This is a genomic window from Salmonella sp. SAL4457 (assembly GCF_046548235.1).
In the GTDB taxonomy this organism is placed as follows: Bacteria; Pseudomonadota; Gammaproteobacteria; order Enterobacterales; family Enterobacteriaceae; genus Salmonella; species Salmonella enterica.
On sequence record NZ_JBGDZO010000001.1, the window covers coordinates 266,809 to 282,457 of the forward strand.

Consider the following 15,649-nt stretch of genomic DNA (forward strand, 5'->3'; position numbering starts at 1 on the left):
GTCTACCCCTAAAGTTAATCGTCGCCTTTGAGTTTTTTACGCTCGACATACAGCGTTGCCGCTTCGCGAACGAAAGCTGCGCAGATCTTCGCCTGATAGCGGTTTTCGAGATCGTCGGCGATAGCCATCAGCTCTTCTTTCGTCGAGCGATAGGGGCGAAGGGCGTTGTAGATTTCAAGAATGCGATCGTCCGGTACCGCGGTCAGTTCGGCGGCGCGTTCAAAGTTCATCGCCAGCCGGTCGCGACCCGCATCTTTGGCGATAGAGGCCTGTAAGCGCAGGGTTTCCGGGGTAATACGCATATCCTGAGCGGTGACTTTATTGCTCAGCACGTTTTCCAGCGTAAAGTCGTCCAGCGTTTTATTGGTGGCGGTTTTCACCCATTCCGGGTGTTTGTTCGCCAGCGGGTAGTCGCTGACCTTTGCGCTGCGGGACGTGCCGCCTGCCGCAGGAGCCGCTGCTGGCGCATCGCCCTGCAGGCTGTTCATGCGGCTCAATACGTCCCGGACCATCGATTCAATTGCGTCGGTATTCATGGAGTTATCCTTTATCAAAGCGCCACGCGCAGTTCCTGCGGGTTTTTGCCCGTCACGACGTACTTGGTCTCTTTAATGTGCAAAATGGCCGACTTTGCCTGGTACTTCGGGCGTGCCATCTGGTCATTGAGCGTAGGGACCGGCTGCGGTGATTCTCGTTTCGCATAGCGGGCGGCGTTTTTACCAATCTGACGGTAGGTTTCCAGCGTCAGCAGCGGTGCCTGCGGGAACAGCTCCAGGTTGGAGAGCGGCGGTAGCCCCTGCTGGTGGATAACCGTAGTACCTTTCGACTGGATGCCGATGGAGATGCCGGATCCGCTCAGGCGGTTACCTTCAACGGCGACGAACGCCACGTCGGAAGATTTAAAGCAGCGAATCACGCGCGCCTTGATGCCTTCTTCTTCAATACCGGCAATGACTTCGCGCAGAATGCTCTTATGCGGTAAGCCGACGATATTGACGGTTTGCGCCAGGCCAAATGCCGGGCCGACGGCGATAATGACTTCGTCCTGCTGAGTGCCCTGGCGCGCTTCGCCCACTTCGGTCAGAAAGCCGTCGCCCGCAGGCACAGCGGTCTGTGGCGCTGTGGATGCCGCAGGCGCATTAAACGAGACGGGTTTATCGCTGCCCTTCATATCGCGGAGCACGTCTTCAATTATCTGGCGCAGCAATTTTTCATTAATTTCCATTTCTCACCCCTTAATCAATCTCGTTGGGATCAAGAGCGCCAGGGATGTTTTTAATCTCTTCCCAGCGTTCTCCCTGCAGGCGATAACCTGTTGCCGGACCGGCATAGTCATTGACGTCATTAACCGCAGAGAGCACTTGTCCGTCGCCGACGATAATGGCGGAGGTGTGCAAATAGTCGCCGGTTAGCTTGGCTTTCTGGATGTTGAGCATGTCCTGGGCCACGTCGGTAAACCCGCCCTGCGCCAGCGCTTTAACGACTTCCAGACCGTTGCGGTTTTTATTGATGATTTCCTGGGCGAACTTGATGTCTTCGACGATGTTACGCTCCGGCATATCTTTCGAACCGTGGGCATAGGTCGCGGCTTCAACTTCTTCATCGGTAATCGGCGGTAGTCCCATTCCGGCAAACACGGCCTGCAGCGCGCGGGCGGCTTTGTTACGGATGGCGATAACGTCCTCTTCGCGAACCGGGCGCAAACCGCCGTCCACTTTCAGGTCACGCTGGATAACGTTGTAGTCGTCAAAGTCTTCCGCATCTTCGTTGGAACCGGCGAACATGTTGTCGTAGTTCGGCACCGCGGAATAACCAGAGGAGATAAAGTCGGTACCCGGCAGGAACTGCATCAGCAGGCGCGCGGTACGACGCATATCGGAGTGGGTGAAGGTCTGGTCGTTACTGGAGGCGCATTCCAGATCCAGTGACGAGCAGATCAGGTTTTCCGCCAGCACGGCACGAATGCCTGACGGCACGGCAGACGGTACGCCGATACAGCTTACGGAGCCGTTTTGCAGCCCCTGAACGCCCGCGGCTTTGGTGATATAGATGCAGCGCGCTTCCAGATACAGCATGGATTTGCCTTCGGCGTAGCCCATCTGCACTTCGGAGCCAGAACCGGAGGTGAAGCGCATTTTCAGGCCGCGAGAGGCGTAGGAAGAGGCTAAGAAGCCCTTCGACCATGGGGTATCGTCACCGTCGGTGAAGACCGGCTCGGTGCCGTAAACGGAGATGGTTTCGGCGTAGCAGGTGTGGCCCAGCATGCCGAGCTTCAGCTCGGTGGCTTCTTCCAGTGAGCACTGCGTCAGTACGCCCGGACGACCAACCTGAGAGCCGACCAACAGCGCGATGGCGTTGAACGGCGCGTAGCGTGCTACCGCAACCGTGGTTTCTTGTTCGTCAAACCCGCGCCATGCGCCTTCGGCGGCGTCGGCGGCGATTTGCACCGGGTTGTCTTTAACGTTGGTGACGTGCGCCTGCTGAGACGGCGTGCGGCGAGCGCGCATTTTCTGCATCGACATCATCATTTCGACGACGTTCATATGCGAAACCACTTCAACAATTTTCGCCGGGGTCATGGCGGTGGTCAGCGGAACGATTTCGCTGCGCTTGACGTTAGGATCGCACAGCATATTGGCAAGCTTGACCGAATCCATCGCCATCACTTCTTCGGCGCGGTTCAGGTTGATGCCGTAGCGGGCGATAAAGTGGTCGATCAGGTCGAATTCGCTAACCGGTTTTCCGTCCAGCTCGGTTACCGCGCCGTTAACGATTTTTATCGACGGTTTTGGGTCGTTCGGGCTTTCCATTGCGATAAAGCCTTCTTCGATCCACTCCTTAACAAAGCCGTCCTGATTCACAGGGCGTTTCGCCAGTGCTTCAAATCTTTTCGATCTCATGAATCAGCCTCGTGGGTATCAGATGTAGGACGGGCGATCGTTTTTCGGTTCAGAACCGAGGGTCGCAAGGACGGTTTTGCCGATTTCGCGGGCGGAGGTCACCGCCTGACGGACCGCGCCGGAGTCGCCGGAAATCACCAGAATGGCTTCGTTACTAAAGCTGGTGCCGTGCGCCGGAGAGCTGTACGCCACGACTTCAACGTTGGCTGACTTCAGGGCGGTATCGGCCATCAGTACGCCGACGGAAGCCGGAGCGCCGACGATGACGCCGCAGGCACGGCCAATCGGCGCGCCGAACGCTTTTTCCAGCGCGTAGCTGGCGCGAGCGGTGTACTGCAGCTCGATATGCCCGGCTTCGTTGCCGTAAACATCACCGAAGGTGCGGTCCAGCTCTTTCAGCGCGACTTCGATACCGCGCTTGACGTCGGATACATCGTTACCGCCTAAAATAATCAGCGAACCGTGGCCCGCGCCGCCTTTGGTATCGCGCGGCAGCTCAATGCTGACCACTTCGGTGTTGGTGGCTTTCACCGCTTCGTCCGCCGCCATAATGTGCGGGCCTGCGCCGGTGCGGGCGCCGAGAATACCGATGGAACGATAGCGCTTCTCAAGCTTCATCGCGTCCAGCAGGGCGGTATCGACGTTGGCGATAACCAGGCCCAGGGTATCGCCAATGGCGGTCCCGACAAATTCCGTTAAACTGCAGCTTTTTTCTGCCATAGCCGTCTCTCGTATAGGTTGGGGTTGACCAGGGATGGCCTGTTGTTCCGGCGTTGCCACACGGGCAATCACCTGCGCCATGATCTGTTCCACCAGCTCATTGCTGCTCATTGGCTAATTCCCTTCGGTAAGATTTTTTCTACATCGGTGTGAGGGCGTGGGATGACGTGTACGGCTTTCACTTCACCCACGTTGCGTGCGGCTGCGGCACCTGCATCGGTGGCCGCTTTGACCGCGCCAACATCGCCGCGCACGATGACGGTTACCAGCCCGGAGCCAATCTTTTCATAGCCCACTAACATCACATTGGCTGACTTAACCATTGCATCAGCGGCCTCTATGGCTGCGGTTAAGCCTTTGGTTTCTACCATTCCTAGTGCTTCTTGTTGCATAAAGACCTCGCATGGAGTGTTCCGATAGTGGGGACTATAAGAAGATGCGAGGAAAAAGAATGGCTGACTTGCTGTTGAGCATCAGAAAATAATGGGAAAGCAATATGACTAAATTGTCTTTTGCTTTTATAACTTATTGATAAATTACATTTAATTTATTATTGTCTATATGATTATTTTGTTTTTATTATTTCATTTTTACATTTTTGTTAGTGACGAGAGTATTTTTATTTGATATGGCGAAAGACGCAAAATGTGATGCTTATTCGAAATTGATAAGTTGGCTTGTGCAATATTTTATTATTTTCACAGGCGTATTTTATAGCTCGAATCTCCCGTATGATGGGCTGCTAAAAATATCGGAAAAGCAAAATTTTGCTATCGCAACACGATTTTTCCGGGAGACAGGTTCGCAGGTTGCCAACAATTTACAGGCGGCACTTTTTATAGTGAGGTTAGCTGTACTCTACCGCCAGCCGAAACTTGCGCTGGCCAGGACACGAACTTTGCTCAGAAGGTGTCACATGAATGATTCTCTAAAGGCGCAATGTGGTGCGGAATTTTTAGGCACCGGACTCTTTTTGTTTTTTGGTATCGGTTGTTTGAGCGCGCTCAAAGTCGCAGGCGCCAGCCTCGGATTATGGGAGATTTGCATTATTTGGGGGCTTGGAATTTCACTGGCCGTTTACCTTACTGCCGGAATCTCCGGCGGACATCTTAACCCTGCGGTGACGATTGCGCTGTGGCTGTTTGCCTGCTTCCCCAAACAGAAAGTATTGCCTTATATTATTGCCCAGTTTGCCGGCGCTTTTGGCGGCGCTCTGCTGGCGTATGCGCTTTATAGTAGCCTTTTTACTGAATTTGAGACTGCGCATCATATGGTGCGCGGTAGCGTCGAAAGTTTGCAATTAGCCAGCATTTTCAGTACCTATCCGGCCGCAGCGCTAAATGTATGGCAGGCTGCGTTGGTGGAAGTGGTCATTACGTCGATTCTGATGGGCATGATCATGGCATTGACGGATGATGGCAATGGCATTCCTAAAGGGCCGCTTGCGCCTTTGCTTATTGGGATACTGGTTGCCGTTATCGGCGCGTCTACTGGACCCCTTACCGGTTTTGCAATGAACCCGGCGCGTGATTTCGGTCCCAAACTGTTCACATGGTTAGCGGGGTGGGGGAACATGGCGATGAGCGGTGGGCGAGAGATCCCTTATTTTATCGTGCCGATTGTCGCGCCTGTTATCGGCGCCTGTGCCGGAGCAGCCATATATCGCTATTTTATTGGTAAGAATTTACCTTGTAACCGCTGTGAACTGTAAGGAAATGCGAACCAGATTCACAGCAATGATGTATCGTAAAAACAGGTGAGATAATTTCGTGATCTGCTTTCACGAACTGATCAAAACGTCTCCCAGCAATGGGAGACTTTTGATATTGTCATTGTACTTTTTATCAGGGCCAGGATAATGCTAATAAAAAGTGAATGTAAATAATGTGTTTTGTTTATAACAATAAATTAACTGAGGGGTTTTATCATGATTTCTGCGAGCGCTCTGAACTCAGAACTCATTAATAAAATCGCACAGGATTTTGCACAAGCCACCGGTCTGGCGGTTGTGGTTGTCAATATTCATGGTGATGAAATATCTGAGCTATTCAATTTCACGCCGTTTTGTCAGTTGATGCGGCAGCATCCCCAGCATAGTACACGTTGTCGTATGAGCGATCGCTGCGGGGGACTGGAGGCATCGAAGTCCGATCAACCCTGTATTTATCGTTGTCATGCCGGTCTAACGGATTTTTCTATTCCGCTGGTAATCGCAGGGCATTTAGTTGGCTTTGTTTTATGCGGGCAGGTTCGTTTAAGTAATGACGTGGAGCTGGTAAACATTCTTAATGTCGACGATCGCTGGCAGGCTGATCCTGAGCTCTTGAATGAATTTCGGAATGTGCCAGAGATGGACTATTCACGCGTTATCGCTTCCGCCGATCTTCTTAAACTGATTGTTGAGAATTGCCTGAAAAAACAGCTCAATTTCGTGGTTATCAAAGACAATCCGCAGCAATCGGAGGCAAATAAAACCACTCGTGGTCCCACTCCGCATGACAGTAAAATGAAAAAAGCGCTTCGCTATATTGATGCGCATTTGTCCGACGATCTTCGTCTTGAGGATGTCGCCTCACATGTCTATCTCAGCCCCTATTACTTCAGTAAGCTATTCAAAAAATATCAGGGAATCGGATTTAATGCGTGGGTGAACCGCCAGAGAATGGTTAGCGCCAGAGAATTGCTTTGCCATAGTGACTGGAGTATTGCCAGTATTGCGCGTAATTTAGGCTTTTCGCAAACCAGTTATTTTTGCAAAGTCTTCCGCCAGACCTATCAGGTTACGCCGCAGGCTTATCGCCAGCAGATAAATGAGAATTCTCATCCTCCATCGTTATGAATAGCAATATTTTGCTATTGCCGATTTTTGATAGTCTTTTGTATCTTAATCATTTCAGAAAGAAAATTTATCTGGTGTAACAATAAATTGTCATAGCGCAACAAAATAATAAAATTTAAGGCATAAACTGCACCAGTTTTTATTTTTGTGATGAAGTACAGTGTCAGGAAAGATAAGTTTTATTACGCTTTGTCGATACGTTTTATCGTCAATATACCGGTAAGGATGAGTAGATTAACGTCAGATGAGCAACCGCTCAGGCTATTGCTCACAGAAATGTAAAACGTAGCACATTATTAATTGTCGTTATGGGTGTGCCGTACAGCCATAACGTAAACCAACAGGTTTGCCACATTTGTGGTAGGGAAGGGGGTGAAAATCCCCCGCAGCCCCCGCTGCTGTGATGCTGACGACCCCGTAAAGACCACTGATCGCAAGATTGGGAAGGACGGGCGAGGAGGACGCTAAGCCAGAAGACCTGCCTGTCGGTGATAACCAACAACTTCGGTGGGAAGTGGGTTGCGAAGACGCGTACAGTCGAAAGACTGAACATGCGCGTACCTGTATACCCCTACCACCCTGAACAGGATCAGGGTAATGGCGGCAAGGCATCACGCATTTATTCTTGCAGGCACAGGAAGCGGTTGCGGCAAAACCACGGTGACGCTTGGTTTGTTGAGGCTGCTGCAAAAACGCGCGCTGCGCGTACAGCCGTTTAAAGTTGGGCCAGATTACCTTGATACCGGCTGGCATACCGCTATCTGTGGCGTGGCGTCCCGTAATCTTGACAGTTTCATGCTTCCTCCTCCTGTTCTCAACGCCTTATTTTGCGAACAAATGCGGCAGGCGGATATCGCTGTCATTGAAGGGGTCATGGGGCTGTATGACGGCTATGGCGTCGACCCCAATTACTGCAGCACAGCCGCGATGGCCAAACAGCTTGGTTGCCCGGTCATCCTACTGGTGGACGGCAAGGCTGTTTCAACGTCGCTTGCGGCTACCGTTATGGGATTTCAGCACTTCGACCCGACCCTCAACCTCGCGGGCGTGATTGTGAATCGCGTCACTAGCGACGCCCACTATCAGCTCCTCAAAAATGCCATTGAACATTATTGCTCACTGCCGGTACTGGGGTATGTTCCTCCTTGCGACGGCGTCGCATTACCTGAACGCCACCTGGGGTTGATTACCGCCAGAGAATCCCTCGTCAATCAGCAATCATGGCATGATTTTGCCGCCTCGCTGGAACAAACAGTGGATGTGGATGCGCTACTCTCGCTGAGCGTGTTATCAGCGCTTCCGACGGGAATGTGGCCTGAGCGCCCCGATAACACAGCGGGGGCAGGGCTGACGCTTGCTCTGGCGGATGATGAGGCCTTTAACTTTTATTATCCCGATAACATCGATTTTCTGGAGCGTGCCGGCGTTAACATTGTGCGTTTTAGCCCACTGCATGACCGCGCATTGCCTGATTGTCAGATGATCTGGCTGGGCGGTGGATATCCTGAATTATACGCCGCGGATCTGGCGGCAAATACGGCGATGTTAAAACATTTGCGGGCGGCGCATCAGCGCGGCGTGGCGATTTACGCGGAGTGTGGCGGTCTGATGTATCTGGGGAGCACTCTGGAGGATAGCGGTGGGGAAATTCATCAGATGGCGAATATTATCCCCGGTCACAGCAAAATGGGTAAGCGACTTACCCGCTTTGGCTACTGTGAGGCGCAGGCTATGCAGCCAACGCTATTGGCGGCGCCTGGCGAGATAGTGCGCGGCCATGAATTTCACTACTCAGATTTTATCCCCGAAACACCCGCCGTTATGGCCTGTCGTAAGGTTCGCGATGGCCGCGTGTTACAGGAATGGACTGGCGGCTGGCAGACAGGCAACACGTTTGCCAGCTATCTGCACGTCCATTTCGCCCAGCGTCCGGAAATGTTGCAGCACTGGCTGGCGGCGGCGAGGCGCGTATTATGACGATCCTTGCCTGGTGTATCGCCTGGGTGCTGGATTTTATCATCGGCGACCCTCAACACTGGCCCCATCCGGTACGCTGGATAGGCCGATTAATTACGTTTGTGCAGCGTATTGTGCGTCGCTATTGTCCCGGCGATAAAGCGCTGCGGATTGGCGGCGGCGTAATGTGGGTTGTGGTTGTCGGGGCGACCTGGGGCGTGGCATGGGGCGTACTGGCGCTGGCGCAGCGGATTCACCCCTGGTTTGGCTGGAGCGTCGAAGTCTGGATGATCTTTACCACGCTGGCCGGACGCTCTCTGGCCCGCGCCGCGCAGGAGGTTGAACGACCGTTGCGGGAGAACGACCTTGCGGAAAGCCGAATAAAACTCTCCTGGATCGTCGGGCGCGATACGTCGCAACTTCAGCCAGCGCAGATCAATCGCGGCGTGGTGGAAACGGTTGCAGAAAACACCGTTGACGGCATTATCGCGCCGCTCTTTTTCCTCTTTCTCGGCGGCGCGCCGCTGGCGATGGCCTACAAAGCCGTCAATACCCTGGATTCAATGGTGGGCTACAAACATGAAAAATACCGGGCGATTGGTATGGTCAGCGCCCGTATGGACGACGTAGCGAACTATCTTCCTGCCCGACTGAGCTGGCTGTTGCTGGGCATTGCGGCAGGACTGTGTCGCCTGAGTGGTTGGCGTGCGCTGCGTATTGGCTGGCGTGACCGTTATAACCACAGTAGCCCAAATTGCGCCTGGTCGGAAGCGTGTGTGGCCGGCGCCTTAGGTATCCAGCTCGGCGGCCCAAATAACTACTTTGGCGAGCGTGTGGACAAGCCCTGGATAGGCGACGCGCAGCGCGATATTTCCGTGGACGATATTTCCCGAACGATTCGATTGATGTGGGTCGCTTCAACCCTGGCGCTGGCGCTGTTTATTGCGGCGCGGTGCGGGTTATCTGGCGTGGCCTGAGGACGACAGTATGCATTATATCCAGCAGCCCCAAACCATTGAGGCCAACAGTTTCACCATTATTAGCGACATTATTCGCGAAACGCGTCCTGATTACCGTTTCGCCAGTCCGCTCCATGAGGCCATTATCAAGCGGGTTATTCATACCACCGCCGATTTCGACTGGCTGGACATTTTGTGGTTCTCTGCCGATGCGCTGGAGCAGCTTTGTGATGCGTTACGCCATCCGTGCATTATTTATACCGATACCACGATGGCGCTGTCCGGCATTAATAAAAGATTACTGGCGACGTTTGGCGGCGAGTGTCGCTGTTATATCAGCGATCCGCGCGTGGTGCGCGCCGCACAAACGCAGGGGATTACCCGTTCAATGGCCGCCGTCGATATCGCTATCGCCGAGGAGGAGAAAAACAAGCTCTTTGTTTTCGGTAATGCGCCGACGGCCCTGTTCCGTTTGCTTGAACATAACGTGACGGTGAGCGGCGTGGTGGGCGTACCGGTAGGCTTTGTCGGCGCGGCGGAGTCCAAAGAGGCACTCACCCATAGCCATTTCCCCGCGGTTGCCGCGTTAGGGCGTAAAGGCGGCAGTAACGTGGCTGCCGCTATCGTCAATGCGCTGCTCTATCATCTCCGGGAGGCCTGATGAGCGAGCTTTCTTTTGACGCGCCGGTCTGGCACCACGGTAAAGCGTTACGTAAAGGATATACCACCGGTTCCTGCGCGACGGCGGCGGCAAAAGTCGCCGCGCTGATGGTATTACGTCAACATCTGATTCATCAGGTCTCCATCGTCACGCCGTCGGGCGTCACGCTATGCCTGAACGTGGAGTCGCCGCACATTGAAGGCCAGCAGGCGATAGCCGCAATTCGTAAAGATGGCGGCGATGACGTGGATGCCACGCACGGAATGCTGATTTTTGCCCGCGTTACGCTCAACGACAGCGGTGAGATTACGCTCACTGGCGGCGAAGGTATTGGTACGGTAACGCGTAAAGGGATTGGACTGCCGCTCGGGAGCGCCGCCATCAATCGTACGCCGCGCCATACCATTGAGTCAGCGGTGCGCGAAGCGATAGGCCCGGCGCGTGGGGCCGATGTGGAGATTTTTGCCCCGGAAGGCGAAGTGCGGGCGCAAAAAACGTATAACTCGCGGCTTGGCATCCTTGGCGGCATTTCCATTATTGGCACTACCGGCATTGTGACGCCGATGTCGGAAGAAAGCTGGAAACGCTCACTATCGCTGGAACTGGAGATCAAACGGGCGTCAGGATTAACGCGGGTGATACTCGTGCCGGGCAACCACGGCGAACGGTTTGTTCGCGAACAAATGGGCGTCGACACACAGGCAGTCGTCACCATGAGCAATTTTGTCGGCTACATGATTGAAGAGGCGGTACGGCTGGGATTTTGCCAGATAGTGCTGGTGGGGCATCCTGGAAAACTGATCAAAATCGCCGCCGGGATCTTTCATACCCATAGCCATATTGCCGATGCGCGCATGGAAACGCTGGTCGCGCATTTAGCTTTACTGGGCGCGCCGCTGGAGTTACTCACCCTGGTCGGCGATTGCGATACCACTGAAGCGGCAATGGAGCACATTGAAGCATATGGCTTCGGGCATATCTATAACCATCTTGCCAGGCGTATTTGTTTGCGAGTCATGCAGATGCTGCGTTTTACCAAAACGCCGCCTGTCTGCGACGCCATCCTGTTTTCTTTTGATAACCATATTCTCGGCAGTAATCGTCCCGTCGACGAGATTGCTAAGGAGCTGCAATGCTAACGGTCGTGGGAATGGGGCCCGCCGGACGGCATTTGATGACCCCTGCGGCGCTGGAAGCGATAGACCACGCCGATGCGCTGGCAGGCGGTAAACGGCATTTGGCGCAGTTTCCGGCGTTTGGCGGCGAACGATTTACGCTGGGCGCGGATATTGGCGCGTTGTTGTCCTGGATTGCCGCCCGCTGGGATAAAGGGATCGTGGTGCTGGCCTCCGGCGATCCGCTGTTTTATGGCATCGGTACACGCCTGGTGGCGCATTTTGGTATCGAACAGGTTCGCATTATCCCTGGCATCAGCGCCGTACAGTATCTGTGCGCGCAGGCTGGAATTGATATGAATGACATGTGGTTGACCAGTAGCCACGGTCGTTGCGTCAGCTTCGAGCAGTTGGCGAACCATCGTAAAGTGGCGATGGTCACGGATGCCCGCTGCGGGCCGCGGGAAATCGCGCGGGAGCTGGTCGCGCGCGGTAAAGGGCATCGCTTAATGGTGATTGGTGAAAATCTGGCGATGGAAAATGAGCGGATCCACTGGCTACCCGTCAGTGCGGTCAACGCCGACTATGAAATGAATGCAGTGGTGATCCTGGATGAAAGATGAGCTTTTTCTGCGCGGCGAGAACGTGCCAATGACCAAAGAGGCGGTACGGGCGCTGGTGCTGTCGAAACTTGAGCTCCACCGCGCCAGTCATCTGATTGACGTCGGGGCGGGAACGGGAAGCGTCTCAATTGAAGCGGCGCTGCAATTTCCTTCGTTGCAGGTGACGGCTATCGAGCGTAATCCTGCCGCGCTACGGCTGCTTGATGAGAATCGTCAGCGCTTTGCCTGCGGCAATATCGATATTCTCCCCGGCGAAGCGCCAATGACCATAACCGGGAAAGCCGATGCGGTGTTTATGGGCGGCAGCGGCGGGCATCTGACGGCGCTGATTGACTGGGCGATGGGTCATCTGCATCCCGGTGGCCGTCTGGTGATGACCTTTATCTTGCAGGAAAACCTCCATAGTGCGCTGGCGCATCTTGCCCACATCGGCGCATGTCGAATGGACTGTGTACAGCTTCAGCTTTCATCGTTAACGCCGCTGGGGGCGGGACACTATTTCAAACCGAACAATCCTGTTTTTGTTATCGCCTGTCAGAAGGAAGAAAACCATGTCAGAGACATTTGATCCACGCTGTGTATGGTTCGTCGGCGCCGGGCCGGGCGATCGCGAGCTGATCACGCTTAAAGGCTACCGCCTGCTGCAACAGGCGCAGGTAGTTATCTATGCCGGTTCGCTGATCAATACCGAACTGCTGGATTACTGCCCCGCGCAGGCAGAACGCTACGACAGCGCCGAACTGCATCTTGAGCAGATTATCGAGCTGATGGCCGCGGGCGTGAAAGCGGGAAAAACGGTGGTGCGTTTGCAAACGGGCGATGTCTCGCTGTACGGCTCCGTACGTGAGCAAGGCGAAGAGTTAACCCGCCGTGGTATCGACTGGCAGGTAGTGCCTGGCGTCAGCGCGTTTCTCGGCGCTGCGGCGGAGCTGGGTGTGGAATATACCGTACCGGAGGTATCGCAGAGTCTCATTATTACCCGTCTGGAAGGGCGTACGCCAGTACCGGCGCGCGAACAACTGGAGGCGTTCGCCAGTCACCAGACGTCGATGGCGATTTATCTCTCCGTTCAGCGTATTCACCGAGTGGCGGAACGTCTCATTGCCGGCGGTTATCCGGCAGCTACGCCTGTCGCGGTCATCTATAAGGCTACCTGGCCGGAAAGCCAGACCGTTCGCGGCACGTTAGCGGATATTAGCGACAAAGTACGTGATGCTGGCATCCGTAAGACGGCGCTGATTCTTGTCGGGAATTTTCTGGGTAAGGAGTATCACTACTCAAGACTTTATGCAGCGGACTTTAGCCATGAATACCGTAAAGCCTGAATCCATTGCGTTGTTTTGCCTGACGCCCGGCGGCGTGGCGCTGGCAAAGAGACTCTCCGCGATGCTGCCGTTAACCTGCTTTACCAGTGAAAAACTGCGGGAAGAGGGATTTATTCCCTTCGATGGCGGATTCGCTAATACCGCCCGGCAGGCTTTTACCACTTATACCGCGCTTATTTTTATCGGCGCGACCGGCATTGCCGTTCGTGTCCTGGCGCCGTTAGTGAACGACAAGTTCAGCGATCCGGCGGTGGTCGTCATTGATGAACGTGGTCAGCATGTCATTAGCCTGCTTTCCGGTCATGCGGGCGGGGCCAATGCCTTGACGCGCTACCTGGCAGGAATGTTAGGCGCCGATCCGGTGATTACCACGGCAACGGATGTCAATGAGATGTCCGCGTTGGACACCTTAGCTTTCCAGCTTAACGCCCGCATGTCCGATCTTCGCACGGCGGTAAAAACCGTTAACCAGATGTTGGTCAGTCATCAACGGGTGGGGTTATGGTGGGATGCCGAACTAACGGAAGAGATCGGCCAGTGCGATATTCGTGGTTTTATCCCTGTTGATGATTTGCAGCGATTGCCTGAACTGGATGCGCTTATCTGCGTCTCTTTGCGTAATGACCTCCCTGAGCTTCCCGTACTGCACTGGAAACTGGTGCCCCAGCGTGTGGTGGCGGGAATTGGCTGTCGCCGCGATACGCCATTTCCCCTGTTAGCGACATTACTGGCGCGTCAGCTTGAAGCGCAGAAACTCGATCCGCTGGCGTTAAAAGCGATTGGCAGCGTCACGCTCAAAAAAGGGGAGCCGGGGCTTATTCAGCTCGCCTCCTGCTGCCGCGTGCCTTTTAAAACCTTTACCGCCGAAGCGTTGCGTGAATTCGAACACCATTTTCCCGGTTCTGGCTTCGTCAGAAAAACGGTGGGCGTTGGCAGCGTATCCGGCCCGGCAGCGTGGTTATTAAGCCAGGGACAATTGTTAGGCGAGACCCTGCGAGAACAGGGCGTCACTATTACTTTAGGAGTTGCACACTGATGTTGAGCGTAATTGGTATTGGCCCCGGTTCGCAGGCAATGATGACGATGGAGGCGATTGAGGCGCTTCAGGCGGCGGAAATCGTCGTGGGTTACAAAATCTATACCCATCTGGTTAAAGCATTCACTGGCGACAAACAGGTGATCAAGACCGGCATGTGTAAGGAAATTGAACGCTGCCAGGCGGCTATTGAACTGGCGCAGGCCGGGCATAACGTCGCGCTCATCAGCAGCGGCGACGCCGGTATTTACGGCATGGCGGGTCTGGTGCTGGAACTGGTCGGCAAGCAAAAACTGGACGTCGAGGTGCGGCTCATTCCTGGCATGACCGCCAGCATCGCCGCCGCCTCTTTATTGGGCGCGCCGCTGATGCATGACTTCTGCCATATCAGCCTCAGCGACCTGCTGACCCCGTGGCCGGTTATTGAAAAACGCATCGTTGCCGCCGGAGAGGCAGACTTTGTTATCTGTTTTTACAACCCGCGCAGCCGCGGGCGCGAAGGGCATCTGGCGCGCGCGTTTGACCTGCTTGCCGCCAGTAAAAGCGCGCAGACGCCGGTTGGCGTGGTGAAATCCGCCGGACGTAAAAAAGAGGAAAAATGGCTGACTACGCTCGGCGATATGGATTTTGAACCGGTAGATATGACCAGTCTGGTCATCGTTGGTAATAAAACGACCTATGTTCAGGATGGGCTGATGATAACGCCGCGAGGTTACACGCTGTGAATGAGGGGGAAGTGCTGGTGGTGGGCGGCACCAGCGATGCGCGCGCGTTATGCCGACAACTGGATGCGGCGAACGTCGCGTACACCTTATCCGTGGCGACGCCAGCCGGAAAAGCGCTGGCTGGCGACATTAAAGGACAGGTGCGCTGTGGTCGTCTGGAGTACGGGCAGATGGTCGCCTGGCTAAAAGAAAACCGTACTCGCTGGGTAATAGATGCGTCGCATCCTTATGCAGAAATGGTCAGCCATAACCTCCTTCGCGCCTGTGAAACGGCGGGCGTGTTGTTAAGTCGTTATCAGCGTCCGGAGCAGCTTAGCAATCTGACGCATCCGCTTCTCTATACGGCGCGCAGTATTGCCGATGCCTGCGAGATAGCGAGGCGTTTTGGTCCGCGCGTGTTACTGACGACCGGCAGTAAAGATCTGGCCGCCTGGCGTGCCGGGCTGGCGGAAAAAACGTTGCTGGCGCGCGTACTGCCCGTGGCGGAGGTGATTCAACGCTGCAGCGAACTGGGGTTCGGCGTTGGAGAAATTTTCGCACTGTGTGGGCCGTTCAGCGCTGATTTTAACGCCGCGTTTTACCACCAGTGCCGGGCCGACGTAGTCATTACCAAAGCGTCCGGCGCGGAGGGGGGATATCAGGAAAAAGTTCAGCCCTGTCTGGATGCGGGCATTCCCTGCATCGTTATTGCGCGCCCGACGCCGCTTGTGACGGGTGATGAGTTACTGGAAAGCCAGGCCGCCTTTGCGCAGCGTTTATCGCGCTGGCTGGCCGCAGCTAAGGAGTAAAA

At 54.6% G+C, this 15,649-nt stretch carries 17 protein-coding genes and 1 riboswitch; of the genes, 12 read left to right on the forward strand and 5 right to left on the reverse strand.

Annotated elements, in window-relative coordinates:
- Positions 1 to 14 precede the first annotated feature (14 nt).
- Genes pduE through pduA form a run of 5 tightly spaced genes read right to left on the reverse strand, consistent with a single transcriptional unit; the run spans position 15 to position 4,012 of the window.
- Positions 15 to 536: a propanediol dehydratase small subunit PduE gene (gene pduE, locus ACLJNW_RS01350; protein ID WP_001090600.1), complete on the reverse strand. Its 522-nt coding sequence runs from the start codon at positions 534 to 536 to the stop codon at positions 15 to 17.
- Positions 537 to 550: 14 nt separating this feature from the next.
- The gene (pduD, locus tag ACLJNW_RS01355) at positions 551 to 1,225 is read right to left on the reverse strand and encodes a propanediol dehydratase medium subunit PduD (RefSeq protein ID WP_000405050.1); all 675 of its coding nucleotides are present in this window, start codon (positions 1,223 to 1,225) and stop codon (positions 551 to 553) included.
- Positions 1,226 to 1,235: 10 nt separating this feature from the next.
- A complete protein-coding gene (pduC, locus tag ACLJNW_RS01360) occupies positions 1,236 to 2,900 on the reverse strand; it encodes a propanediol dehydratase large subunit PduC (RefSeq protein ID WP_001256899.1) in 1,665 nt (554 codons plus the stop codon).
- An 18-nt stretch (positions 2,901 to 2,918) separates the two neighbouring features.
- Positions 2,919 to 3,731 (reverse strand): propanediol utilization microcompartment protein PduB, encoded by an 813-nt coding sequence (gene pduB / locus ACLJNW_RS01365; protein ID WP_000097500.1) that lies wholly within the window; start codon positions 3,729 to 3,731, stop codon positions 2,919 to 2,921.
- A complete protein-coding gene (gene pduA, locus ACLJNW_RS01370; protein ID WP_001183618.1) occupies positions 3,728 to 4,012 on the reverse strand; it encodes a propanediol utilization microcompartment protein PduA in 285 nt (94 codons plus the stop codon). Before pduA ends, pduB begins: the two co-directional genes overlap by 4 nt.
- 524 nt (positions 4,013 to 4,536) lie before the next feature.
- On the opposite strand from pduA, the gene pduF reads away from it, so the two are divergent.
- The 12 genes from pduF (at position 4,537) to ACLJNW_RS01430 (ending at position 15,647) form a co-directional block, all read left to right on the forward strand.
- Entirely contained in the window at positions 4,537 to 5,331 is a 795-nt protein-coding gene (pduF, locus tag ACLJNW_RS01375; protein WP_023204215.1) for a propanediol diffusion facilitator PduF, read from the forward strand.
- A gap of 216 nt (positions 5,332 to 5,547) precedes the next feature.
- Positions 5,548 to 6,459 (forward strand): transcriptional regulator PocR, encoded by a 912-nt coding sequence (pocR, locus tag ACLJNW_RS01380; RefSeq protein ID WP_000622326.1) that lies wholly within the window; start codon positions 5,548 to 5,550, stop codon positions 6,457 to 6,459.
- 325 nt (positions 6,460 to 6,784) lie between these two features.
- Positions 6,785 to 6,960: riboswitch (cobalamin riboswitch) on the forward strand.
- A gap of 96 nt (positions 6,961 to 7,056) precedes the next feature.
- Complete coding sequence (locus ACLJNW_RS01385) at positions 7,057 to 8,436, forward strand: cobyrinate a,c-diamide synthase (RefSeq protein WP_000741252.1); 1,380 nt, start codon at positions 7,057 to 7,059, stop codon at positions 8,434 to 8,436.
- On the forward strand, positions 8,433 to 9,392 hold the full coding sequence (gene cbiB / locus ACLJNW_RS01390; protein ID WP_000153660.1) for an adenosylcobinamide-phosphate synthase CbiB: 960 nt from the start codon (positions 8,433 to 8,435) through the stop codon (positions 9,390 to 9,392). The genes ACLJNW_RS01385 and cbiB overlap by 4 nt, the downstream gene beginning before the upstream one ends.
- A gap of 10 nt (positions 9,393 to 9,402) precedes the next feature.
- The gene (locus ACLJNW_RS01395) at positions 9,403 to 10,035 is read left to right on the forward strand and encodes a cobalt-precorrin-8 methylmutase (protein ID WP_000558988.1); all 633 of its coding nucleotides are present in this window, start codon (positions 9,403 to 9,405) and stop codon (positions 10,033 to 10,035) included.
- Complete coding sequence (cbiD, locus tag ACLJNW_RS01400) at positions 10,035 to 11,174, forward strand: cobalt-precorrin-5B (C(1))-methyltransferase CbiD (protein WP_001292910.1); 1,140 nt, start codon at positions 10,035 to 10,037, stop codon at positions 11,172 to 11,174. The genes ACLJNW_RS01395 and cbiD overlap by 1 nt, the downstream gene beginning before the upstream one ends.
- The gene (locus ACLJNW_RS01405; protein ID WP_000958841.1) at positions 11,168 to 11,773 is read left to right on the forward strand and encodes a cobalt-precorrin-7 (C(5))-methyltransferase; all 606 of its coding nucleotides are present in this window, start codon (positions 11,168 to 11,170) and stop codon (positions 11,771 to 11,773) included. The genes cbiD and ACLJNW_RS01405 overlap by 7 nt, the downstream gene beginning before the upstream one ends.
- The gene (locus ACLJNW_RS01410; protein WP_023204216.1) at positions 11,763 to 12,341 is read left to right on the forward strand and encodes a decarboxylating cobalt-precorrin-6B (C(15))-methyltransferase; all 579 of its coding nucleotides are present in this window, start codon (positions 11,763 to 11,765) and stop codon (positions 12,339 to 12,341) included. The genes ACLJNW_RS01405 and ACLJNW_RS01410 overlap by 11 nt, the downstream gene beginning before the upstream one ends.
- Positions 12,325 to 13,098: a cobalt-precorrin-4 methyltransferase gene (locus tag ACLJNW_RS01415; protein WP_000004867.1), complete on the forward strand. Its 774-nt coding sequence runs from the start codon at positions 12,325 to 12,327 to the stop codon at positions 13,096 to 13,098. Before ACLJNW_RS01410 ends, ACLJNW_RS01415 begins: the two co-directional genes overlap by 17 nt.
- Entirely contained in the window at positions 13,079 to 14,134 is a 1,056-nt protein-coding gene (cbiG, locus tag ACLJNW_RS01420; RefSeq protein WP_001098927.1) for a cobalt-precorrin 5A hydrolase, read from the forward strand. Before ACLJNW_RS01415 ends, cbiG begins: the two co-directional genes overlap by 20 nt.
- Positions 14,134 to 14,859 carry a precorrin-3B C(17)-methyltransferase gene (locus ACLJNW_RS01425; RefSeq protein WP_024154642.1) on the forward strand — a complete coding sequence of 242 codons (726 nt, stop codon included), beginning with the start codon at positions 14,134 to 14,136 and terminating at the stop codon, positions 14,857 to 14,859. The genes cbiG and ACLJNW_RS01425 overlap by 1 nt, the downstream gene beginning before the upstream one ends.
- Positions 14,856 to 15,647, forward strand: a complete 792-nt coding sequence (locus tag ACLJNW_RS01430; RefSeq protein WP_001001982.1) for a cobalt-precorrin-6A reductase — start codon at positions 14,856 to 14,858, stop codon at positions 15,645 to 15,647. The genes ACLJNW_RS01425 and ACLJNW_RS01430 overlap by 4 nt, the downstream gene beginning before the upstream one ends.
- Positions 15,648 to 15,649 lie beyond the last annotated feature (2 nt).